Source organism: Actinomycetes bacterium (assembly GCA_035506535.1).
Taxonomy (GTDB): domain Bacteria; phylum Actinomycetota; class Actinomycetes; order DATJPE01; family DATJPE01; genus DATJPE01.
This window is the reverse complement of the sequence record DATJPE010000059.1, coordinates 1-19,784: the sequence shown is the minus strand read 5'-3', so window position 1 is coordinate 19,784 and position 19,784 is coordinate 1. Positions and strand designations below refer to the sequence as shown.

The 19,784-nt window shown below is 71.3% G+C and carries 21 protein-coding genes; 11 read left to right on the top strand and 10 right to left on the bottom strand.

The window, feature by feature from the left end; translation table 11 throughout:
* Positions 1 to 13: 13 nt before the first annotated feature.
* Both VMI11_08320 and VMI11_08315 read left to right on the top strand, forming a co-directional pair.
* Positions 14 to 775 carry a CoA transferase subunit A gene (locus VMI11_08320; GenBank protein ID HTY72415.1) on the top strand — a complete coding sequence of 254 codons (762 nt, stop codon included), beginning with the start codon at positions 14 to 16 and terminating at the stop codon, positions 773 to 775.
* 1 nt (position 776) lies between these two features.
* Complete coding sequence (locus VMI11_08315; protein HTY72414.1) at positions 777 to 1,412, top strand: CoA transferase subunit B; 636 nt, start codon at positions 777 to 779, stop codon at positions 1,410 to 1,412.
* A gap of 27 nt (positions 1,413 to 1,439) precedes the next feature.
* On the opposite strand, the gene VMI11_08310 is transcribed toward VMI11_08315, so the two are convergent.
* The 4 genes from VMI11_08310 to VMI11_08295 form a co-directional block, all read right to left on the bottom strand.
* Positions 1,440 to 2,048, bottom strand: a complete 609-nt coding sequence (locus VMI11_08310) for a DUF47 family protein (protein ID HTY72413.1) — start codon at positions 2,046 to 2,048, stop codon at positions 1,440 to 1,442.
* Positions 2,045 to 3,049 carry an inorganic phosphate transporter gene (locus tag VMI11_08305; protein ID HTY72412.1) on the bottom strand — a complete coding sequence of 335 codons (1,005 nt, stop codon included), beginning with the start codon at positions 3,047 to 3,049 and terminating at the stop codon, positions 2,045 to 2,047. Before VMI11_08305 ends, VMI11_08310 begins: the two co-directional genes overlap by 4 nt.
* Before the next feature lie 69 nt (positions 3,050 to 3,118).
* Positions 3,119 to 3,661 carry a MarR family winged helix-turn-helix transcriptional regulator gene (locus VMI11_08300; protein HTY72411.1) on the bottom strand — a complete coding sequence of 181 codons (543 nt, stop codon included), beginning with the start codon at positions 3,659 to 3,661 and terminating at the stop codon, positions 3,119 to 3,121.
* A gap of 101 nt (positions 3,662 to 3,762) precedes the next feature.
* Positions 3,763 to 4,494: a gamma-glutamyl-gamma-aminobutyrate hydrolase family protein gene (locus VMI11_08295; GenBank protein ID HTY72410.1), complete on the bottom strand. Its 732-nt coding sequence runs from the start codon at positions 4,492 to 4,494 to the stop codon at positions 3,763 to 3,765.
* A 117-nt stretch (positions 4,495 to 4,611) separates the two neighbouring features.
* Here VMI11_08295 and VMI11_08290 point away from each other — a divergent pair, with 117 nt between their 5' ends.
* From VMI11_08290 to VMI11_08275, 4 genes are read left to right on the top strand one after another with little or no spacing between them, the layout of a single operon-like run.
* Positions 4,612 to 5,961, top strand: coding sequence for a glutamine synthetase family protein (locus tag VMI11_08290; GenBank protein ID HTY72409.1), 1,350 nt, complete (start codon positions 4,612 to 4,614; stop codon positions 5,959 to 5,961).
* 56 nt (positions 5,962 to 6,017) lie between these two features.
* Complete coding sequence (locus tag VMI11_08285; protein ID HTY72408.1) at positions 6,018 to 7,274, top strand: cytochrome P450; 1,257 nt, start codon at positions 6,018 to 6,020, stop codon at positions 7,272 to 7,274.
* A 13-nt stretch (positions 7,275 to 7,287) separates the two neighbouring features.
* Complete coding sequence (locus tag VMI11_08280) at positions 7,288 to 8,250, top strand: PDR/VanB family oxidoreductase (GenBank protein HTY72407.1); 963 nt, start codon at positions 7,288 to 7,290, stop codon at positions 8,248 to 8,250.
* 16 nt (positions 8,251 to 8,266) lie between these two features.
* Complete coding sequence (locus VMI11_08275) at positions 8,267 to 9,322, top strand: Rieske 2Fe-2S domain-containing protein (GenBank protein ID HTY72406.1); 1,056 nt, start codon at positions 8,267 to 8,269, stop codon at positions 9,320 to 9,322.
* A 24-nt stretch (positions 9,323 to 9,346) separates the two neighbouring features.
* Here VMI11_08275 and VMI11_08270 read toward each other — a convergent pair whose 3' ends face one another.
* The 6 genes from VMI11_08270 to VMI11_08245 form a co-directional block, all read right to left on the bottom strand.
* Positions 9,347 to 10,186 (bottom strand): fumarylacetoacetate hydrolase family protein, encoded by an 840-nt coding sequence (locus VMI11_08270; GenBank protein ID HTY72405.1) that lies wholly within the window; start codon positions 10,184 to 10,186, stop codon positions 9,347 to 9,349.
* A 44-nt stretch (positions 10,187 to 10,230) separates the two neighbouring features.
* Positions 10,231 to 11,181 (bottom strand): 3,4-dihydroxyphenylacetate 2,3-dioxygenase, encoded by a 951-nt coding sequence (locus tag VMI11_08265; protein HTY72404.1) that lies wholly within the window; start codon positions 11,179 to 11,181, stop codon positions 10,231 to 10,233.
* A gap of 3 nt (positions 11,182 to 11,184) precedes the next feature.
* Entirely contained in the window at positions 11,185 to 12,660 is a 1,476-nt protein-coding gene (locus tag VMI11_08260) for an aldehyde dehydrogenase (GenBank protein ID HTY72403.1), read from the bottom strand.
* A complete protein-coding gene (locus VMI11_08255) occupies positions 12,653 to 13,471 on the bottom strand; it encodes an acetoacetate decarboxylase family protein (GenBank protein HTY72402.1) in 819 nt (272 codons plus the stop codon). Before VMI11_08255 ends, VMI11_08260 begins: the two co-directional genes overlap by 8 nt.
* A gap of 110 nt (positions 13,472 to 13,581) precedes the next feature.
* The gene (locus VMI11_08250) at positions 13,582 to 14,307 is read right to left on the bottom strand and encodes a gamma-glutamyl-gamma-aminobutyrate hydrolase family protein (GenBank protein HTY72401.1); all 726 of its coding nucleotides are present in this window, start codon (positions 14,305 to 14,307) and stop codon (positions 13,582 to 13,584) included.
* Complete coding sequence (locus VMI11_08245) at positions 14,304 to 15,233, bottom strand: TIGR03619 family F420-dependent LLM class oxidoreductase (protein ID HTY72400.1); 930 nt, start codon at positions 15,231 to 15,233, stop codon at positions 14,304 to 14,306. Before VMI11_08245 ends, VMI11_08250 begins: the two co-directional genes overlap by 4 nt.
* 175 nt (positions 15,234 to 15,408) lie before the next feature.
* On the opposite strand from VMI11_08245, the gene VMI11_08240 reads away from it, so the two are divergent.
* The 5 genes from VMI11_08240 (at position 15,409) to VMI11_08220 (ending at position 19,677) form a co-directional block, all read left to right on the top strand.
* Complete coding sequence (locus VMI11_08240; GenBank protein HTY72399.1) at positions 15,409 to 16,896, top strand: APC family permease; 1,488 nt, start codon at positions 15,409 to 15,411, stop codon at positions 16,894 to 16,896.
* Between the two features lie 177 nt (positions 16,897 to 17,073).
* The gene (locus tag VMI11_08235; GenBank protein ID HTY72398.1) at positions 17,074 to 17,250 is read left to right on the top strand and encodes a hypothetical protein; all 177 of its coding nucleotides are present in this window, start codon (positions 17,074 to 17,076) and stop codon (positions 17,248 to 17,250) included.
* Positions 17,247 to 17,984 (top strand): cytochrome b N-terminal domain-containing protein, encoded by a 738-nt coding sequence (locus VMI11_08230; protein HTY72397.1) that lies wholly within the window; start codon positions 17,247 to 17,249, stop codon positions 17,982 to 17,984. Before VMI11_08235 ends, VMI11_08230 begins: the two co-directional genes overlap by 4 nt.
* On the top strand, positions 17,981 to 18,943 hold the full coding sequence (locus VMI11_08225; protein HTY72396.1) for a hypothetical protein: 963 nt from the start codon (positions 17,981 to 17,983) through the stop codon (positions 18,941 to 18,943). Before VMI11_08230 ends, VMI11_08225 begins: the two co-directional genes overlap by 4 nt.
* A gap of 212 nt (positions 18,944 to 19,155) precedes the next feature.
* Positions 19,156 to 19,677 (top strand): hypothetical protein, encoded by a 522-nt coding sequence (locus tag VMI11_08220; GenBank protein ID HTY72395.1) that lies wholly within the window; start codon positions 19,156 to 19,158, stop codon positions 19,675 to 19,677.
* The last annotated feature ends 107 nt before the right edge of the window (positions 19,678 to 19,784 follow it).

Here is a 19,784-nt window from a genome sequence, read left to right as displayed (position 1 = left end):
GGGTGGCATGGCGCTGGACAAGGTGGTCGCGTCGGCGGCCGAGGCGGTCGCCGACATCAGGGACGGCGACTCCCTCGCCGTCGGCGGATTCGGGCTCTGCGGCATCCCGTCGGTGCTGATCCAGGCGCTCCTGGACCACGGGATTTCTGGTCTCGACGTCGTGTCGAACAACTGCGGCGTCGACGACTGGGGTCTCGGCGTGCTGCTCGCCGAGCGGCGCATCGCGCGGATGACCTCCTCCTATGTGGGGGAGAACAAGGAGTTCGAGCGGCAGTACCTCGCCGGCGAGCTGGAGGTCGAGCTGATCCCCCAGGGCACGCTGGCCGAGCGCATGCGTGCCGGCGGCGCCGGGATCCCGGCGTTCTACACCCCTGCCGGGGTGGGCACCCAGGTCGCGGAGGGCGGGATGCCCTGGCGCTACGGCCCGGACGGCTCGGTCGCGAAGGCCAGCCCACCCAAGGAGACGCGGGCCTTCGACGGCAAGGACTACGTCCTCGAGCGCGGCATCGTCACCGACTTCGCCCTCGTGCGCGCAGCCGTCGGGGACCGGCAGGGCAACCTCGTGTACGAGAAGTCGGCCCGCAACTTCAACCCCCTCGCGGCCGCCGCCGGGCGGGTCACCATCGCGGAGGTCGAACAGCTGGTGGAGCCGGGGGAGATCGACCCGCAGAACATCCACACGCCGGGGATCTTCGTGCAGCGCGTCGTGCCGCTCACTGCCGAGCAGGCGCTCGACAAGCGCATCGAACGCCGCACCGTGCGCAAGGGGGCCTGAGATGGCGCTCACCCGCGAGGAGCTGGCCGCCCGCGTCGCGCGGGAGCTCAGCGACGGCGAGTACGTCAACCTGGGCATCGGCCTGCCGACGCTGGTCCCCAACTTCCTGCCCGACGGCGTCACCGTCGTGCTCCAGTCGGAGAACGGGATCCTCGGCACCGGCCCGTACCCGGGCGAGGAGGACGTCGACCCCGACCTCATCAACGCCGGCAAGGAGACCGTGACGGTGCTGCCGGGTGCGAGCTTCTTCGACTCGGCCACGTCCTTCGGGATGATCCGGGGAGGGCACATCGACGCTGCCGTGCTCGGGGCCATGCAGGTCAGCAGCGGAGGCGACATCGCCAACTGGATGATCCCCGGCAAGATGGTCAAGGGCATGGGCGGAGCGATGGACCTCGTTCATGGCGCCAAGCGGGTGATCGTGATGATGGAGCACGTCGCGAAGGACGGCTCCCACAAGATCGTCGAGCAGTGCTCGCTCCCGCTCACGGGCAAGGCCGTCGTCGACCGGATCGTCACCGACCTCGCGGTCATCGACGTGACGGGTGACGGGCTGGTGCTTCGGGAGACGGCTCCGGGCGTCGCCGTCGAGGACGTGCGCGCGGCGACCGGTGCGCCGCTGATCGTCCAGGGCTGAGCGGCGGCTCTGGCCGGCCCGACGCGCTCAGGCCTCCTTGACGACGGCGTACCAGACGCGCTCGGCGACGGCGGCGAGCCGCTCGCCGGCCTCGAGCAGGCGGCGGTAGAGCTCGCGGCGGGCCACGACCAAGCGCAGGTCCTCGAGGGCGAGCAGCTCGCGCATCGCGGTGCGGTAGCTCTTCTCCATCGCCCGCTCGCACGACACGGCTTCGTCGGCCTCGCGGGTGGCGGCGTCGGCGTCACTGGTCAGCACCTCGAACGCGGCGCGCAGGTGTCGCAGGCCGTCCAGCAGCTGGCCGGCCATCGTCGCCACGGCCTCGTCGGGCGCCACCTCGAGGACGTCCGCCTCGCGCACGAGGTTCTTGATGGCGTTCAGCACCGCGTCGAGGTTCTCGGACAGCGCGAACAGGTCCTCCTGGTCCAGCGGGGTGCTGAACGCCTCGCGCAGCTGACGGGTCAGCCGTCGACGGACCGCGTCCGCCTCGTGCTCGGCGGCGCGCACGGTCGCCTCCTGCGCGGCGTCGCCGTCGGCCCACGCCGCGAAGGCCAGCCCGCCCGAGATCGTGACGTCGGCCTGCTCGAGCAGGGTCGCCTGCACGTCGGGGGTCTCCGGCAGGAACCAGTGCTGCCTCACGAGAGCATCCTCTCAACCACGGCCACGGCGGCGGCCATGGCCGCGCACGCGGGCATCGTGACCAGCCAGGCGAGCAGGATCTCCTGCACCACCGCCCAGCGGACGTGGCGCCGTCGCCGCTCGATCCCCACGCCCACCACCGACGAGGCCACGACGTGCGTGGTGCTCACCGGCCCTCCGAGCATGGCGGCACCGCCGATCACCAGGGTGCTGGCACCCTGGCTGACCAGGCCGTCGAGCGGGCGGATGCGATAGATCCCGCGCCCGATCGTGTGCGCGATGCGCCACCCGCCGAACGCGGTGCCGACGGTGAGCGCGGCGCCGCAGACCACCTTCACCCATAGCGGCACCACGAACGACGGGATGCTTCCCGCGGTGACCAGGGCCAAGGTGATCAGTCCCATCGTCTTCTGCGCGTCGTTGGTCCCATGGGCGAAGGCGAGGGCCGCCGAGGAGGCCCACTCCCCCCGCAGGATGGGCCTCTTCAACCGGCGGCCGCCGCGCCGCAGGCTTCGTCGGGTCGCCGCCTCGACGGCCCAGCCCGCCAGAGCGCCGATGGCGGGGGAGACCGCCAGAGCGAGCAGGACACCGAGTACGCCGACCGGGCGCAAGCCGTCCAGCCCGCCCCAGTGCACGGCCTCGACCCCGCCGACCACCAGGGCGGCGCCGACGAGACCGCCGACCAGGGCGTGCGAGGACGACGAGGGGAGCCCCCAGCGCCAGGTGGCCAGGTTCCACGCCACCGCCGCCAGCAGCGCCGCGAACAGGATCCCCAGGACGTCGGAGGCGCCCACGCTCACCATCCCCCCGACCGTGTCGGCCACCGCCGTGCCGGCCAGCACCGGGCCGAGCAGGGTGAAGACGGAGGCGAGGGTCACTGCCTGGACGGGTCGCATCGCCTGAGTCGCCACCGGGGCCGCGATGGCGTTGGAGGAGTCGTGGAACCCGTTGGTGAAGTCGAAGGCGATCGCGAGGACGACCACCGCGACCAGCGCCACCATGGCGCTCAGTCTGCTCAGGCGATCCGCGGAAGACCGCGGTCCAAGGTCCCGCGGCGTGGCGGGACGGGCTCAGCCGGCGACGCCGTCCGAGTCCTCCAGGGCGATCACCATCTTGCGCAGCGCGGTCGTGAGCACCTGGATCTCCTGCGCCGACAGGGGGGCCACGACATGCGCCTCCTGGGCGTTGAAGAGGGGGAACAGCTCGGCCATGAGGGCCTGGCCGTCGGCCGTGAGGCTGATCAGCTGCCGTCGGGCGTCCTCCGGGTGGGTGCGGCGGTCCAGCAGGCCGCGTCGCTCGAGGGTCCCGGCCACCCCGGTGAGGGTGCCCTTGGAGATGCCGGCCTCGGCCGCGACGTGGCGGGCCTCGATGTCCTCCCAGATCCACACCACCCACAGGACGACCCAGCCGGTCCACGTGAGGTCGTGCGGCGCGAGCACGGTCCGCTCGAAGTTGTTCCGGATCGCGCCCGCTGCCCGGTAGAGGTTGCTGACCGCCGCCATCGCCGCCATGTCCAGTGCCATGGGAGCCAGCCGGTCGGTGACCGCCTGCTCCGTCGCGGACAGGGTCCGCTCTCCTCCGGACGTACCGTCCCCGTTCAGCGCTCGGGCCACCCGGCTCAGTGTGCACGACCCGTCCGTGCAGGGGCAGAGCCTCGGGTCGCACGTCGCCGACGTCGAGCCGGGCGCCTCGGTGGGCACAGTGCCCCGCGGTGTCATCGGAGTCGCCGTCCCGCGGGCACGTCGTTGGTGGCGACCACGTCCAGGAAGCGCTCGACCAGCCGGCGGGCGCGTGCCTCCGCCTCGGGGGCCGTGCGCCTCGTGACCCGCAGCAGCTCGTCGGGGTCGTAGCCGAGCCGGCGCGCCTGCGCGTCGCCGCCGTTGGCCAGCCACCCGGCGAGCATCGTGGGGGTGATCTCAGGGTGGAACTGCACGCCGAGCGAACGCCCCAGGGTGAAGGCCTGCTCGGCGACGTCGGTCGTCGCGAACGCGGACACGTGCGACGGCAGCACCCAGCGGTCACCGTGCCACTGGAACCACGGCCCGGCCTCGACCAGGTCGGGGCGCTCGGTGCGGACGAGGGTCCAGCCCACCTCGGGCCGCGCCGCGGGGACGACCTCGCCCCCCAGCGCGCCCGCCAGCGCCTGCGCGCCGAAGCAGATCCCCAGGACGGGGACGCCCGTCTCGTGGGCGGCGCGCAGGAAGTCCATCTCGTCGAACACCCACGACCCGATCCGGTCGTGGTCGTAGACCGACCACGGGGCGCCCATCGCCACGACGACGTCGACGTCCCGCGGATCGGGGAAGTCCGCCGTCACCGACGGCGCGTGGAAGTGCTCCTCGGGCACGACCAGCAGCTCGCTCACGTCGTAGCCGCGGTCGGCGAACGCGGCCCCCACGGGGCCGACCGGTGAGACGTGGTCCTGCTGCACGAACAGCGCTCGCACCCCTGACCTCCTCGCCCTGGGGTAGACCGTTTGGCTACAAACTATCTTGTCCCGACCCTCTTGTCAGGGCCAGGGGCCCCCATTATGGTTTGGGCCCTAACGACTTTGGGAGGCTCCGTGGCCAGTCAGGACCAGAACGTCACCGAGGTCGTGGAGACCCTCCGCGCGCGTGGCATCGACATCGTGCGGATCTCCTACTCCGACCTCATCGGGGTGGACCGGGGCCGCGACGTGCTCATCGACGAGCTGCCCAACGCGGTCGGTCACGGGCTGGCCTTCAGCCGGGGTGTCTACCACGTGACCCCCATGGGCGACGTCGTCCCGATGCCGGGCGGCATCGAGGCCGGCCTGCCGGACGTCCTCGTCCGCCCAGACTTCTCGACCCTTCAGCCACTGCCCTGGGAGCCGGGGGTGATGGGCTGCCTCGGCGACGCCTTCCTCGCCGACGGGACCCCGGTGCCGGAGGCGCCCCGCAACGTGGTGCGACGCGTGGCCGACCGCCTCGCGGAGCTCGGTGTCCACGCGGTCGTCGGCCCGGAGCTGGAGTACTACGTCTGCGAGCCGGACGGGTCGCGCCAGCCCGGCTACGCGCGTTACGCCGACAGCCCCGGCAACGTCTACGTCGTCGGCCGCAAGGGCGACCCCGGTGGACTGTTGCTGCGCACGCTGCGCGAGATGCGCGAGGCCGGGCTGCAGGTGACCGCGGCCAACCACGAGTTCTGTGCCGGTCAGTTCGAGGTGAACCTGAACCACAGCGAGATCGTCGACGCCTCCGACCGCGCGTTTCGGATGAAGTCGGCCGTACAGGAGATCGCGCGCCACGAGGGCAAGCTCGCGACCTTCATGGCGAAGCCCTTCAACGACGAGGGCGGCTCGGGCTTCCACCTGCACATCTCCCTCGCCCACGCCTCGGGCACCAACGTCTTCGGGGACCCGGATGGGGAGTACGGCCTCTCGGACGTGGGCCGCCACGCCATCGCCGGCGTGCTTCAGCACGCGCCGGCGCTGGCCGCGCTCGCGAACCCGACCATCAACTCCTACAAGCGCTTCGGCCCGGACAGCCTGGCGCCCTGGCTCATCGACTGGGGCCTGGACAACCGCAGCGCCATGGTGCGCATCCCGCCGGAGCGCGGTCAGAGCTCGCGGATGGAGGTACGGCTGGGGGACGCCACCGCCAACCCGTACCTGATCATCGCCGCCATGGGTGCCGCCAGCTACCTCGGCATCCGCGACAAGGTCGAGCTGCCGGCCCCGCTGGAGGGCTACGGCTACAACCCCGAGATCTCGCCCATGCTGCCGCAGACGCTCCCGGCCGCGCTCGACGCCCTCGAGGCCGACACCGACCTCGCCGAGGTGCTCGGCGAGTTCTTCGTCACGGCGTTCCTCGCGTACAAACGCAACGAGGTGGAGCGCTTCGAGCGCTTCGTCACCGACTGGGAGTTCCGCGAGTACTCCTACCACCTGTAGCCCTGTCGACTCACGCACGTCCCGCCGAACCCGCCGAACCAGCCGAGGAGCCCCTCATGCAGCACGACCCGGTCCCCCTGAGCGAGGTCGACCTGGCCGACCTCGAGGTCTTCGTCCGCAACGAGGCGTGGGGGATGTTCGACACGCTGCGGCGCGAGGCTCCCGTGCACTGGAACCCCGAGCCGGGCGGCAACCGCGGTTTCTGGTCGGTGACGAGGTTCGAGGACATCGTCGAGGTGGACAAGAACCCGGAGATGTTCACCTCGGAGCGCTTCGTCAACCTCGAGGAGCCGCCCGAGGAGTACATGGACCTGCGCCGCTCGATGCTGGAGACCGACGGACCGCGCCACCAGGCCCTTCGAAAGCTCCTCATGCGCGACTTCAGCGCAGCGTCGCTTCGCCGCTACGAGGACTTCCTGCGCGGGCTCGCCCAGCTGACCGTCGACAGCGCGCTGCGGCAGGAGGAGTTCGATTTCGTCGACGCCATCGCCGCCGACTACCCGATCCAGGTGCTGGCCCGGCTGCTCGACGTGCCCGAGGACTTCACCCCGCAGCTCATCTCGTGGGGCAACGAGATCGTCGGCGCCACGGACCCCGACTACGCACGCGTCCTCATCGACAGCCCGGAGGCCGAGCAGTACTCGCACCTGCCCTTCCGCTCGCCGGCGTCGATGGAGATCTTCGAGTACGGCCGCCAGCTGGCCGCCGAGCGGCGTGGGGGCGAGGGCGAGGACCTGGTCAGCAAGCTGGTCAACCGCATACCCGAGGACGGCGTCCCGCTCTCCTCGACCGACTTCGACAACTACTTCCTGCTGCTCGTGGTCGCCGGCAACGAGACGACCCGGCAGGCCATCAGCCATGCGATGAAGGCGCTGATGGACAACCCTGACCAACTGGCCTACCTGCGGGACAACCCGGACAAGGGCCAGGTCGCCGTCGAGGAGCTGCTCCGTTACGCCTCACCCGTGTACCACTTCCGCCGGACGGCCACCCGGGACGTCGAGATGCACGGCCAGCAGATCAAGGCGGGCGACAAGGTCGTCACCTGGTTCGCGTCGGGCAACCGCGACGACGCGGCGTTCACCGACCCGTACACCCTGGACCTCACGCGCTACCCGAACGACCACATGACCTTCGGCAAGGGGCCCCACACCTGCCTCGGGGCGAACCTGGCCCGCATGGAGATCCGGATCATGTTCGAGACCCTGCTGCCGCGGCTGGCGTCGATCGAGCAGTCCGGCGAGATCGTCCGCGTCCGGAGCAACTTCGTCAACGGGGTCAAGCGCTTCCCCGTGCGCGTCAAGGTCGCGTGAGGCGGGGTATCGCGTGACCGGCACCGTCACCACGCTGCGGGAGCACGAGGGGGACCTCGTGGTCGACGCGGTGGACCACGTCGCCGAGGACGTCGTCGCCCTCACCCTGTCCGACCCCGACGGGGACGCCCTGCCGCCGTGGACACCGGGTGCGCACGTCGACCTGGTCCTCGCGCCGGACCTGGTGCGCCAGTATTCCCTGTGCGGCAGCCCCTCGGACAGCCACACGATCCGGGTGGGCGTGCTGAAGGCGCCCGACAGCCGGGGCGGGTCGGTCAAGGTCCACGAGCTGTCGGCTGGGGACCGGGTGCGCGTGCGCGGTCCGCGCAACCACTTCCCCCTGGTGTCCGCGCCGCGCTACCTGTTCATCGCTGGTGGCATCGGGATCACGCCGATGCTTCCGATGATCGCCGAGGCGGAGGCGGCAGGGGCCGACTGGCGGCTGGTCTACGGCGGCCGCTCGCGGGCCTCGATGGCGTTCACCGACGAGCTCTCGGCGTACGGCGACAAGGTCAGCCTCGTCCCGCAGGACGAGGCGGGCTTCCCGGATCTCGACGGGCTGCTCGGGACGCCGCAACCACAGACCCTTGTCTACTGCTGCGGCCCCGAGGGGCTGCTCGCCGCGGTGGAGCAGCGGTGCGCGTCCTGGCCGGCCGGGTCGCTGCACCTCGAGCGGTTCGCGGCCAAGGTGACCGAGGCGCGGCAGGAGCACGCGTTCGAGCTGGTGCTCGCGCGCTCCGGGCTCACCCTGACGGTCCCACCGGACAAGTCGGTGTTCGACGTCGTGCAGGACGCGGGGGTCAGCATCCTCGGCTCCTGCCACGAGGGGATCTGCGGCACCTGCGAGCAGGTCGTCCTCGACGGCGACGTGGACCACCGGGACTCGATCCTCAGCGACGACGAGCGCGCGGCGAACGAGAGCATGATGATCTGCGTCTCGCGCTGCCGCTCCGACCGACTCACCCTCGACCTGTGACGAAGGGTCCGCAGCGATGACACGACCGCGGCTGGGTCGCCCCCGCCCGAGCGCCGAGGTGCCGACCGACTGCTGGTACGCCCTCACGGCGTCGGCCGGCATCGGCCGTGAGCTGACCGCCTGGCGGGCGGGGGACCGCCCGCTCGTGCTGTTCCGCGGGACCGGCGGGGAGGTGGTGGCCCTCGAGGACCGCTGCGCCCACCGGCCGTACCCGCTCAGTGCCGGCCGTCTCGATGGCGACCTCGTGCGCTGCGGCCTGTGCGGCTTCGCCTACGACGCCCGCGGGCGATGCGTCAGCGTCCCGACGCAGACCCGGGTGCCGTACGGCGCGTCGGTGCCGGTCTACCCGGTCCGCGAGGAGAACGGCCTGGTGTGGGTGTGGCTCGGCGAGCCAGGCCGAGCCCCGCTGCACCGGCTGCCGGACCTGGACTGGCTCGACGACGACGCGTGGGGGAGCGTCGGCGGCGAGCAGGACGTCGCAGCGGGCTTCCTGCTCCTGCACGAGAGCTTCGCCGACGTGACGCAGATCCCGGTACTCGCCCCTGACGTGTCGCCAGCCGTCCTGCTCGCCCAGCCGCCGCCGTTGGACGTCGTGGTGAGCGAGACGACCGTGTCGCTCTCGCGCACCTTCCCCGCTGGCCCGCTGCCGGGCTGGCAGGCACGTGCCCTCGGCCGGCGGGCCGACGAGGAGCTCGTGCACCGTCAGGAGGGCCACTTCCTGTCCCCGGCCGTCTGGGTCGACCACTGGGACGTGCTGCCGGAGGACGGGGCGCCTCCGGCGCGGATGCGCTTCACCCAGCTCGTGCTGCCCGTCGACCGCGGGACCTCTCGGCTGATGTGGCGGGTCAGCCGCGACTTCGCCGTCGACGACGCCGCGACCACCGACCACCTCGAGCGCATGTTCACCTCGTACTACCTGAGGGTGAGCTCGGCGATGGAGACGATGCAACGCGTCATCGACCGGGACGGGCCGGGCGCCGGGGTCAACGTCCAGGCCGACGTGGCCGCCCTCAAGGTGCGCCAGATCGTGACGTCACTGCTCGCCGAGGAGGGCGCTGCCACCCGTCGTTGACGCGCCGGGCGAGGGCGCCGACGGTCAGACCTGGACCTTGCCGCGCTTGGGCCAGTCGCCGCCCATGGCGGTGGAGAGAACCTCGTCGCTCTCGGTCGGCTGCGCACCGCAGTCGTCACGGATCGGGACCGGTCCGCTGACGATGTGGTTGGTCAGCCGCCCGAGGCCCTCGACCTCGACCTCGACGACGTCGCCGGGGTAGACGGTCCGCGAGTTCGCCGGCGTGCCGGAGAGCAGGACGTCGCCGGGCAGGAGCGTGATGGTGCGGGCGATGTCGGCGACGAGGTAGTGCATGTCCCACTCCATCTCGTCGGTGCTCGCCTCCTGCTTCACCTCGCCGTTGACATAGGTCCGGATCGTCTTGCCGTGGAAGTCCCAGTCGTCGACCAGCCCGGGACCGAGCGGGCACAACGTGTCCGAGCCCTTGACGCGCAGCATCGACCCGGCGTCGGTGTCGCGGAAGTCGTGCAGGCCGTAGTCGTTGGCCACGGTGTACCCGGCGATGTAGGAGCCCGCGGCCGCGGGCGACACGTTGCGGCACGTCCTCCCGATCACGATGGCGATCTCGCCCTCGTAGTTCAGCCACTTGCAGCGCTCGGGTCGCACGACGGCGCCCTTGTGGGCGTTGAGCGAGGTCGTGGGCTTGTGGAAGTACGTCGGCGCCGCCGGGAGCCGCGTCCCGAACTCGTGCACCCGGCTCAGGTAGTTGAGGTGCACCGCGACGATCTTCGTCGGGACGACCGGAGGCAGGTGCACGGCGTCGTCGACGCCGACGCTGCGCCCGTCCGCCGCGACGAGCTGGTCGCCGCGGCGGACGACGAGGACCTCTGCGCCCTCGAGCAGGATCCGTCGGTACTCGGTCACGGTGTCCCCTGTCTGGTGGATGGGCTGGTGTCGACGGGACCGGGTCAGCCGGCCGCGACGAGGTCGGGTCCGCTCTCCTGTCGGGCGTACTCGGGGTCGGGCGGGGTCTCGGCCGGACGGGGGAAGCCGCCGGTCGGGCGGTCGAACCACAGGTGGACCTGACCGGTACCGATGGAGTTCTCGTACTCGCCGTACTGGCGCGAGCGCGCGGTGAGCCGCTCCTCGCCGAGCGCCCCGGCCATCATCAGGTAGTGGGCGAACATCGCCTCGGGCCGGAACTTCATGAAGTCCGGCATGGTCTTGAGCACCCGGGCGTGGTCGCCCTCGGCGAACCAGGCCATCCGCTCGAGGTCGGCGGCGTAGGCCTCGGGTGTGCGGATGTGCGAGGCCTCGCTGGCCTCGTGGTCGCGCAGCTGGCGCAGCTTCCAGAAGGTGTGCGACAGCGCGCCGGAGGCGATGAGGACGACCCTGCGGTCCAGCGCCTCGATGGCGTCGCCGAGCGCGCGGCCGGCTCGCAGGAAGTCCTCGGTCTCCCCGGTCTGGCAGGTGCTGACGCTGACCCACTGCTTGTCGAGACCCTCGCCGAGGTACTTCCAGAGGTTGAGCGTCGCGTAGTACATCGGCAGGTACGGGTCGTCGATCGCGGTGACCCACGTGCTGTGCTTGGGACCGAAGGAGGCCATCGCGTGCGCGAGCTCAGGGTCCCCGCGCCAGTCGTAGGGGATCCGGCACATTCCCCGCGGCAGCTCCTCGGCGGTGAACAGCCCGGCCCGGCGGTCCTGCGCGGTCACGACGAACTCGACCGTCGTGAACCAGTGGGAGTCGAGCACGACCACGGTGTCGTAGTCGAGGGTCTCGAACACGTCCTTGCGCAGCTGTTCCAGGCCTGCCACGAGCGTGGTGTCCGCGCCGTGGTTCAGCTCCCGCCGGGTCTGCTCCGGCAGCATGATCGTCGGTACATGCGCCAGCAGGCCGGCGGCCACAACCTCACCCATGCGTCACTCCTTGGCTCCGCCGGTCCACCCCGTCGGTGAGAACACGGTGTTCTTGATGTCGCAGTAGAAGTCGAAGGAGTGGAGGCCACCCTCGCGACCGATGCCCGACTGCCCGTTGCCGCCGAAAGGCGCTCCGAGGTCGCGCACGAAGAAGCAGTTGACCCAGACCGTCCCGGCGGACAGCCGTGCGCTGACCCGCTCCGCCCGATCGGGGTCACCGGTGACCATGGTCGCGGCCAGCCCGAAGCGGGTGTCGTTGGCCATGGCGACGGCCTGGTCCTCGCCCTGGAAGGTCTGGACGGTCAGGACCGGGCCGAAGACCTCCTCGGTGACGATCTCCGAACCGGGCTCGGTCGCGACGAGGACCGTCGGGCGGTAGTACAGCCCGCCCAGCTCGTCGTTGGGCCCGCCGCCGAGGACCGGGCGAGCACCGTCGGCGATCGCCCGCTGGACGAACCCGTCCACCCGCTCGAAGTGCGGGCGGCTGACGAGGCAGGAGATCGCGGTGGCCTCGTCCCGCGGGTCGCCCTGGACCACGTGGGAGGCGCGCTCGAGGACGGCCTCCAGGAAGCGGTCCGCGATCGCGTCCTCCACGAGGATGCGAAACGCCCCGAGGCAGACCTGGCCGGCGTTGTCGAACTGCTCCACGGCGAGGCTCACCGCGAGGTCGAAGTCCGCGTCGGCGAAGACCAGCAGCGGGGACTTGCCACCGAGCTCGAAGGACAGCGGGACGATGTTCGGAGCCGCCGCCGCCGCGATCTTCCCGGCGGTGGGGACCGACCCGGTGAAGGACAGCCGCCGGATCCCCGGGTGGGCGCTGAGCGCGGCGCCCGCCTGGGGTCCCAGCCCCTGGACGACGTTGAACACGCCGGGGGGCAGCCCCGCCTCGGCGGTGATGTCGGCCAGCAGCGAGGCCGTGAGCGGCGCCCACTCCGGGGGCTTCGCGACCACGGTGTTGCCGGCGGCGAGCGCGGGCCCGATCCGCCAGGTCGCCAGCATGAGCGGTGCGTTCCACGGCGTGATGACCGCGGTGACCCCGGCGGGGTCCCAGGTGATGCGCTCCCGGTGTCCCCGGATCTCCCGGTCGGGGTGCGAGAGCTCGCGGAGCAGGTCGGCGAAGTAGCGGAAGTTCATGCCGACCCGCGGCATGACGCTGCGCCGGTGGGAGCGCAGGAGGGAGCCGTTGTCGCGCGTCTCGACGACGGCGAGCTCCTCGGCCCGCTTGTCGATGCCGTCCGCGACGCGGTTGAGCAGGTCGGCGCGTTCGTCTCGCGGCATCGCGGCCCAGGCGGGGAACGCCCGCTGCGCCGAGGTGACCGCGGCGTCGACCTCGGCGGCCCCGGCCGACGCGATCTCGGCCAGCGGCTGCTCGTCGATCGGGGAGACGTCGGTGAAGGTCGTGGCGGAGGCGACGCGCTGCCCGCCGATCCAGTGCCGCGTGTCGACGGCCACGCCCTCGACGCTGACCTGGTCAGGCATGCTGCACCTCGGGCTGGTCGGCGAGGTTGTCGTGCAGCACCCGCCCGCCGTTCCAGACGACGCCGACCTGGCGGTAGTAGCCGCCGATGATCTCCTCCGGCGCGAGCAGGTCGAGCTCCTCCGTCGGCGACGGGAACAGCGCGAAGTGGTCGACGCTCGCGCGGTACGCCGGCCCGCCCTCGGCCTCGGCCGCGCTGGTCGCGATGATCTCGTCGAGGCGGAAGCGCGAGGGGTCGTCGATCGCGCGGACGTACCGGTTGTGCGCCATCGGGTGGGCGTTGACGAAGCCGTTCTCGGGCGCCTCCTCGAGCAGGGTGATCTGCGCCTCGGCGAGCCGGCGGTCGGAGGCGGCGAGCGAGGCGCCGAAGCGGCTCCCGGGGGCCACGCGCGGCGCCGGGCCGTAGGGATGGGGGCGCGTCAGGTGGATCGCGCCGAGCTTCTTGGGGTAGCCCTGGTGCAGCCCGCGGGCGATCGCGAAGTCGGTGTCGACCCAGATGTAGACGCAGCGGCTGTACGTCTGCCCGCCGAAACGGCAGCGCACCACGACGAAGGCCTCCTTGTACTGCCCCAGCACGGGGTCGAGGAGCTGTGCCCGGTCGCTCCCGCAGGACTGCCAGTCGGCCCAGATGAACGCGACGGCGCCGGGGTCCTCGTCGGCCAGCTCGAGGGGGTGGGGGAGCAGCTCACGGACCCGTTCGGGGTCGACCCGGTACTCCACGGTCAGCAGGTCACCGGAGTAGAACCACGGCGGGTCGGGCAGCAACGCCGCCCGGCCGGAGGCCGTACGCGGGCCGAAGAAGCCTTGGGACACCACACACCCCCAAATCGTTTGGGACCAAACGTAGCCTAGGGGGACGCGCTCCGGGGGGTCAAGCCTCCACCGGCCGGCGGGCTCGGCGCCGGGGGTCAGCCGGCGAGCGATCAGGTCGGGGGTCGGCGGCGGGCGGCGTCGACGAGGGCGGCCAGGACGGCGCGCTGCGCCGGGTCCCGCTCCCACGAGTCCTCCGGATGCCACTGCACGCCGAGGAACCAGCCCCGCGCGGCGTCGAGCTCCGCCGCCTCGAGCGTCCCGTCCTCGGCCCGCCCGCTGGCCCGAAGCCCGGTGCCCAGCGCGGTGACCCGCTGGTGGTGGTAGCAGGAGGCGGTCACGCTCGGTCCCACCACCGCGTGCAGCAGGGAGCCCGGCTCGGTGGTCACCTCGTGGACGACGTGGCGGTGGGGCGAGGCCATGTCCTGGTCCAGCTCGCCGCCCAGCGCGACGTTGACGACGTGCAGGCCTCGGCACACCGCGAGGAGCGGGATCCCGGCCTCCAGCGCCCAGGAGGCCACGGCGAGGTCGAAGGCGTCCTGCTCGTCGTCGACGTCATAGACCGCGTCCGAGGCGACGTCCTGGCCGTAGCGACGCGGGTGGAGGTCCCCGCCGCCGGGCAGCAGCACCGCGTCGGCGAAGCCGAGCCGCTCGGCCACCTCCCCCGCGGACACCGAGCCCCGGGGCGCCGAGGGCTGGACCGTGAGCGGCTCCCCGCCCGCCGCGAGGACGGCCTCCGAAAGCGCCCGGGCGGTCACCAGCGCCCGGTAGCGCAGCGCGGACGCCGAGGCGGAGAAGCGGCCGGGGATGACGACCAGCGGGCGAGGCGAGGCCCTCATGCGAACGCCTCCCCGCGCCGTACGACCTCGCGGCAGAAGGCGCCCACGCCGTCCGGGTCGTCGATGAACTGCGACGGCTTGATGCAGAACGTGGTGTACCCCTGCGCCTGCTGGGCGGGGATCCCGGCCAGCGCCTCACCGAGGTCGGCGCAGCTCGTCGCGTCGGGGAAGCCTGCCCGCGTCCCGCCGATGAGCTCCAGGGACGCCGGGTCACGGCCGGCGGCGGCCAGGGCGGCGCGCAGCGTCGCCATCTCCTCGTTGGTACGGACGCCGAGCGGGTTGAACCCGTGCCCGTAGCGGACCACGCGGTCGATCACCTTCGGCGTCATCGAGGCGCCGCCGAGCCACAGCTGCGGGCCGGTCTCGGAGTACGCCCCTGGCTCGAGGTAGACGTCGTGGAAGCGGTAGTGCTCGCCCTCGTAGGAGAACGGCGAGGCCCCCCAGGCGAGCCGCCAGACCTCGAGGTGCTCATCGAGCAGCCGCCCGCGCCGATGGAACGGTACGCCGAGTGCGACGTACTCCTCCTCGTGCCAGCTCACCGTGGGCAGCACGACGAGCCGCCCCCCGGAGAGCAGGTCGAGGCTGCCGAGCTCGCGGGCGAGCAGCAGGGGGTGGCGCAGCGGCGCGATGACCGCGCCGGCGACCAGCCGGACCGTCGTGGTCACCGCCGCGATCGCCGACAGCAGCACGAGCGAGCTCGGCCACGGTGTCGCGGGGTCCTGGTTGCCCGGCAGGGCGTACTCGCGCGGGTTGGCCATCACCCCGTTCGCGCCCGCGCCCGGCCCCAGCACGATGTGCTCGGAGATCATCACCGAGTCGAAGCCGGCGTCCTCGGCCTCGCGGGCCCAACGGATGAGGACCGGGAGGTCGCGACCCGACGTCATCGTCCAGTTCTCGCTCAGGATCAGCGTGAAGCGCGGTGCCACGGTCCTCCAATCGTTCGGCTCCGAACTATAGCCGGGCAGGCTGGTCGGGCACCCGGTCACGATCCGGCCATTTTTTCTGCTCCGAAGGGGGTGACGAGAGGCGTTCCACTCGCTACTCTGCTCGAAATCGTTCGGGTTCGAACGAATCAGGGCACGTGGACGAGGAGGTCCAGGGGTGTCAAGCACGGACGTCGGAGAGCAGTACCAGCGCCTCGGCGGCGCCAAGAAGCTGACCCTGGTGGACGCGATCGCGCAGTCGGTCGGGTTCATGGGTCCCGTCTTCTCGATCGCCTTCCTGGTGCCGCTCGTCATGGGACTCACCAGCGCCACGGGCAAGGGCGCCGGCATCGCCGCCCCGCTCGCGGTCATCGTGGCCGCGATCGGCCTGCTGGGACTGAGCTGGATCGTGGCGGAGTACGCGCGCCGCATCCAGGCAGCCGGCTCGCTCTACGACTACGTCACCGACGGCCTGGGGACCCGCATGGGCGCCTCGGCCGGCTTCCTCTACTACATCGGCATCATGGCGCTCGGCGCCGGGCTGCTCGTCATGCTGGGCGGCACCATCTCCGACACCCTCGAGGGCGAGTTCGGGCACCCGTTGCTCCCCAAGACCGGCTGGGACATCCTGCTGCTCGCCCTGATCACGTTCATCCTTTACTACGGCGTCGCCCTGTCGACCCGGGCTCAGCTGGTGCTCGCGATGTTCTCGATCACCGTCGTGCTGATCTTCTTCCTGTACGTCATCGCGAAGGTCGGCAGCCACAACAACGTGGCCAAGACGCTGAACCCGAACAACGCCCCCGGCCACTGGAGCGGCGTGCTCTTCGGCGTGCTGTACGGCGTGCTGCTGTTCACCGGCTTCGAGACCGCGGCCAACCTGGGCGAAGAGACCGCGCACCCCAAGCGCGACATCCCGCGCGCGGTGCTCATCGCCGTCGTGGCCATCGCCGGCTTCTACCTCATCGGCACCTACGCACAGGTGGCCGGCTTCCACTTCAGCCTCAACGAGGTGGGCAAGAACGTCGGCGCCCCCCTGTTCGGGCTGGCCTCGCCCACGGCGGACGGCGGCTACGGCTCGGTGTTCATCCGCCGGCTCATGGAGCTCGTGGTCGTCCTCGACATGCTGGCCGTGCTCATCGGGGTGTCCGTGGCCGCCTCGCGGGGCTTCTTCGCGATGGCTCGCGACCACCGCTTCCCGAAGCAGCTGGGCAAGGTGTCCTCGCGCGGGACGCCGCTGCTCGCGAGCGTCTTCGTCCTCGTCGTCTACGCGATCGTCATCGTGCTCACCAAGCAGGCGCTCGGCCTGTTCGCCATCAAGGACCAGCCGCACTACCTCGCGATGTTCAGCTGGTTCTCCACCTTCGGCGGGCTGGCCCTCGTGGTCATCTACTTCCTCATGTCGATCGGTGCGATCCGGGGCCTTCGCGACCACCCGCGCCAGTGGGCGGTGTGGCTGGCTGTGGCGGTCGCCCTCCTCGTCACCGGCGGCGCCATCTTCGGTTCGGTGTACAAGGTGACGAAGCCGACCATCTACGCCCCCTGGGCGGTCGCCCTCATCTTCGTCATCGGGGTCGTGCTGAGCTTCGTCTTCCCCGGTCGCCAAAGCGCCGCCACTCAGTTCCGTGAGCTGGCGGAGGCCGAGCAGGGGCCGATCAAGCTGTAGCCGCTCGACGAGCAGGACCGGGGCCGCACCGATGGGTGCGGCCCCGGGTCGTTGAAGGGGACAAGGGACCAAGGTCCTGATCATGTCCGACGGCGGTCCCTGTCGGTGGCTGGCTCCCCGGAGGTCCACTGACCGCGTCGAAGCCGTGGTCGGGGGACCAACAGATGAGGAGTCCCCATGCCGTGGACCAGCGTGCCGATCGCCAGCGTGGTCAACCTGGACCACCCGGCGCACTACCTCACCTGGGGTTGGCTGTCGATCTCGGTGCCCAACCTGCTGGTGATCCTGCTCATGATCGCCGTCTTCGTCCTCGCGGTCCTGCTGCCCTTCCCGAAGGACCGGGACGGGTCATGACCGCCACCCTGCCCGCGACCGGAGCGCCAGAGACCCCAGAGGGTGGCCCCGACTCGCGCATGTGGACCGCTCGCCTTCGCCGCGCCTGGGTGTCCAAGCTGCCGCCGGACAAGCTGCTGCCGGACCGGCAGCCGGCGTACGTCGCCTCCTGGATCTACGTGTTCGGCGTGCTGACGATCGCCGCGTTCCTCGTGGTCCTCGCCTCCGGCCTGGTCCTCGCCTTCACCGGACCGGCCTGGTATCACACCTCCTCCCTCGGGCACTTCACCAACAGCACGCACTTCTGGAGCGTCCAGCTCTTCTTCGTGTTCATGGTGATCCACCTGTGGGGCAAGTTCTGGATGGCTGCGTGGCGAGGCCGTCGCTGGCTGACCTGGCTCACCGGCGGGTTGTGCTTCCTGGCCTCGCTCGCGACGGCCTTCACCGGCTACCTCATCCAGACCAACTTCGACTCGCAGTGGATCTCCTTCGAGGCCAAGGACGGGCTCAACGCGGTGGGGATCGGGGCCTTCTTCAACGTCGCCAACCTCGGCCAGACCCTGCTCATCCACGCGTGTCTGCTGCCGCTCGTGGTCGGTGTCATCACCGTCTGGCACGTCCTGCTCGTCCGCCGTCGCGGCGTCGTGCCGCCGATGGAGGCGGTGCCGCCACACGGCGCCGTCCCGGTGGCCGTACCCGCTGCCGTGGCCACGTCGGGCGAGCCGACCGTCACGTCCGAGGAGAGTGGATCATGAGCGCGCGGAAGGCGGCCGACCCCGCGGCGGCGGAGTGGACCGGACCGTGGCGGCGCTACGACATCGTCAAGGAGGGCGTCGTCGCGATCGTCGTCGTCGCGGTGCTGACCCTGCTGCTTGCGATGCTGTTCGGCTCGCCGGACGACAAGGCGCTGACCTTCAAGGGCTGGGCGTCCAGCGCCAAGGACGACTTCTACGCCACGACGGTCTCCGAGCTCGCCGGGACGAGCGACTCCGCCGGCTACGGGCCGCCGTACAACAACGCCAGCGACGGGCTGTACGTCGGTCCGCTGCGGCCCCAGAAGTGGTTCGGCGTGACCCACCCCGTCGACCCCGCGACCGACTTCGTCATCACGCCGCTGCAGTCCCAGGAGCAGCCCGCCGCGGTCGCCGCCGCGCTCAAGACCTGGCTCGCGGCGTCCGCGGACCAGCAGACGAAGTGGGCGACCGCCCTGGACGACGCGATCGCGAAGGCGAACGGAGACCTGAGCAAGGTCGGGTCAGGCGACTTCGGGCCGGTGCCCACCCTCGCCCAGGGCCTGACCAACATGGCCGCATCCGGTGCGCTCGACGGGGTCCTGCTGTCGCAGGGCAAGTTCTACCAGACCGACTACACCAAGCAGATCCTCTTCCTGGGCGACGGTTCCTATCTCGACGACGCGGCCACCGCGGCGCACCTGCAGGGCAACACGTGGGGGATGATGAACGAGACGGGCAGCTACCCCGGCCAGGCATGGCTGTGGCTCTACTCCTTCTGGTACCAGTTGCCGAAGTTCAACTCGTCGAACCCGAACGACTACCTCACCAACAACGCCGACGCGGTGATCTTCTACATCATGGCGATCCTCTCGATCGGGTTGCTGCTGCTGCCGTTCATCCCGATCATCCGGTCGATCCCGCGTTGGATCCCGATCCACCGCCTGATCTGGCGGGACTACTACCGCAGCCAACGCACCTGACCCCACCCATGCTGTCGAATGAACGCGGCGTTCCTGCACACCTAGTGGAGGAACGCCGCGTTCATTCGAGACATGGGGCGGGAGGTCGAGGGGGCCGAACCGGTGATCGTGGGTGAAGGTTCCTCCAGGGGTTCGCTAACGCCGCGCTAACCATCTGTTGGTGGGCCATCCACGGCGCCGACAGTGGGGCACGAACACAGCGGAGGAATCCCATGAGACGTGCTCCTCGGATCGTCGTCACGACCGCCGTCACGACCGGCCTGCTCGGTGCAGCCGCCGCGGCGGCCGCATCGGTCCCATCGTCCGACCCGACCCCGGACGGCCCCCGCTCTGCCGCGACCGACACGGCCGCCGCCGAGCGCGCCACGCTCGAGGGCTCGCTCGCCGGGATGGACCACCGGACCGCAGCGCTCGTGGCCCAGCTCACAGCGGCGCAGGAGCGACTCCTCGCCGCCCGAGCGGCCGAGGCCGAGGCCGAGCAGGAGCAACAGGCGGAGGCGCGCGCCGCTGCCGCTGCCGCGGCGCCGGTGGCGTCGCCCGCGGTCTCCCGCACCCGCTCGCCCCACCACGCCACGCACCACGCGGCGGCATCGCCGACCAAGCCGACGCCGTCCACGACCCACGCGACCACCGGAGCGAGCGGATCCGCCGGCTCGACCGGGGGAGACGACGGGGGGGACGACGGTGGGTCTGACGACGGCGGTTCCCACGGCCACGGTGGCTCCGATGACTGAGACACGCGGCCGGGGCGCCCGCTGGTCGGCCGCGGCCCTGGCGGCACCGGTGGCGGCAGGCCTGTTCGCCGGGACGACGGCGTGGAGCCAGCACCACGACCCCCTCG

Coding starts and splice junctions, on each gene's coding strand:
- VMI11_08315 (HTY72414.1), top strand. CDS start 777: ATGGCGCTCACCCGCGAGGAGCTGGCCGCCCGCGTCGCGCGGGAGCTC.
- VMI11_08305 (HTY72412.1), bottom strand. CDS start 3,049: ATGGTGGCGCTGGTCGCGGTGGTCGTCCTCGCGATCGCCTTCGACTTC.
- VMI11_08285 (HTY72408.1), top strand. CDS start 6,018: ATGCAGCACGACCCGGTCCCCCTGAGCGAGGTCGACCTGGCCGACCTC.
- VMI11_08275 (HTY72406.1), top strand. CDS start 8,267: ATGACACGACCGCGGCTGGGTCGCCCCCGCCCGAGCGCCGAGGTGCCG.
- VMI11_08265 (HTY72404.1), bottom strand. CDS start 11,181: ATGGGTGAGGTTGTGGCCGCCGGCCTGCTGGCGCATGTACCGACGATC.
- VMI11_08260 (HTY72403.1), bottom strand. CDS start 12,660: ATGCCTGACCAGGTCAGCGTCGAGGGCGTGGCCGTCGACACGCGGCAC.
- VMI11_08250 (HTY72401.1), bottom strand. CDS start 14,307: ATGAGGGCCTCGCCTCGCCCGCTGGTCGTCATCCCCGGCCGCTTCTCC.
- VMI11_08235 (HTY72398.1), top strand. CDS start 17,074: ATGCCGTGGACCAGCGTGCCGATCGCCAGCGTGGTCAACCTGGACCAC.
- VMI11_08230 (HTY72397.1), top strand. CDS start 17,247: ATGACCGCCACCCTGCCCGCGACCGGAGCGCCAGAGACCCCAGAGGGT.
- VMI11_08225 (HTY72396.1), top strand. CDS start 17,981: ATGAGCGCGCGGAAGGCGGCCGACCCCGCGGCGGCGGAGTGGACCGGA.
- VMI11_08220 (HTY72395.1), top strand. CDS start 19,156: ATGAGACGTGCTCCTCGGATCGTCGTCACGACCGCCGTCACGACCGGC.